This is a genomic window from Paenibacillus periandrae, assembly GCF_022458865.1.
Taxonomy (GTDB): Bacteria; Bacillota; Bacilli; order Paenibacillales; family NBRC-103111; genus Paenibacillus_S; species Paenibacillus_S periandrae.
In genome coordinates, this window is the sequence record NZ_JAJNMU010000081.1 from 1 (window position 1) to 1631 (window position 1631).

At 51.7% G+C, this 1631-nt stretch carries 2 protein-coding genes; both read left to right on the forward strand.

The genetic code is table 11. From position 1 onward, the window contains the following. Window positions 1–194: 194 nt before the first annotated feature. Window positions 195–1019, forward strand: a complete 825-nt coding sequence (locus tag LRL21_RS44575; RefSeq protein WP_240422181.1) for an ABC transporter permease — start codon at window positions 195–197, stop codon at window positions 1017–1019. 13 nt (window positions 1020–1032) lie between these two features. Then, the coding region (locus LRL21_RS44580) for an ABC transporter ATP-binding protein (RefSeq protein WP_240422182.1) at window positions 1033–1631 on the forward strand (599 nt) is incomplete at its 3' end.

The window sequence follows — 1631 nt, forward strand, 5'->3', positions numbered from 1 at the left end:
CTTGCCTCCCCACAACCCCGGTCTGCTTTTCAGATCGGGGTTGTTCTTCGTGACTTCACAACCTTGTTTCTTTTACAAAATCTATACATCCGTTTTATGGAGAGTTAACAATCATAAGTTACGATTACTTGGAAGATGTCTATACCTCTTACCAAAATAACCAAACACAACACAAGTTCATGAAGGGAGTTTTTATGAATTGGAAGCTAAAGCTTTTCTCGCAAAAAGCATGGCTCGAATGGATGATCCTCATCGTCTTTGCCTTTTTCTTTCTGGGGCCGCTGATTAATTTAGTGATTCTCGCCTTTTCTGGGAAGTGGCAGTTTCCTGCGGTGCTGCCTCAGGAGTGGTCGTTCTCCTGGTGGAAGTATGTGATGACGCAGAACGAGGTGATCGAATCCATCTCGCTTTCCTTCGGTATCGCCGCAGTCGTGACGCTCTTATCCATCGTTATTTGTTTGCCGGCTGCTTATGCGTTTGCGCGCATCCGGTTTCGGTTCAGCAAGCTGTTTCTATTCTCGTTCCTGTTGACGCATGCTTTTCCGAAAATGGGGCTGTACGTCTCGATCGCCGTTTTATTTTTTAAGCTTCACCTGATGAACACATTCCTTGGTATCGTGCTTATCCACATGGTCAGTACCCTGATGTTTATGACTTGGATTCCCGCGGCTGCCTTCAAGAGCGTGCATCAATCGCAGGAGGAGTCGGCGAGGGACGCGGGTGCCGGACCGTTTCGCGTATTTTGGTATATTACGCTACCCATGGCGCTGCCCGGCATTGTCGTCGCATCAATCTTCACGTTCCTCTCCTCGCTGGATGAGGCGCAAGGCACATTCATGGTCGGCATCCCGGATTTCCGAACCATGCCGCTAATCATGTATACGATTGTTCAGAACTACCCGACGACCGCGGGCGGCGTTTTCTCAATCATTTTAACGCTGCCGACGATACTGCTCCTGCTGGCCGCCCGCCGTTTCATCAATGCGGACGTACTATCCAGCGGGTTCCAAATGAAATAGGAGGCCCCGTACAATGAATCTCCAACCGCAGCTGTCCATTAATAATTTTCAAAAGGTGTTTAAAACGGGCGACGGGGTAAAGGGAGTAAGCCTGGATGTTATGAAGGGCGAGCTGGTTACCCTGCTAGGACCCTCTGGATGCGGCAAAACGACCGTGCTCCGCGCCGTCGGCGGTTTCCTTGATCCCGACAGCGGCGACATCCTGATTGAAGGCCAAAGTGTCCTTGGTGTTCCACCGGAAAAAAGGCCCACGGCGATGGTATTTCAAAGCTATAACCTGTGGCCTCATATGACGGTATACGATAACCTCGCGTTCGGGCTCAAGATTCGGGGGCACAAGAAGGAGTTTATTCGCAGCGCCGTCGATAAAGCGCTTCAGCTCGTTCGTCTCCCCGGAGCTGAGAAGAAAATGCCTGGCCAGCTGTCCGGAGGACAGCAGCAGCGCGTTGCTGTAGCACGCGCCCTGCTTCTTGAGCCTGCCGTGCTGCTGCTGGACGAGCCGTTCTCGGCGCTCGATGCGAAGTTGCGGCTCGAAATGCGCGAAGAATTGCGCGACATTCAAGCAAGTACGGGTCTTACTATGGTATTCGTAACGCATGACCAAGAGGAGGC

What these genes read in the sequence shown, in the direction of transcription:
- LRL21_RS44575 (WP_240422181.1), top strand. Translation starts at nt 195, where the DNA reads ATGAATTGGAAGCTAAAGCTTTTCTCGCAAAAAGCATGGCTCGAATGG.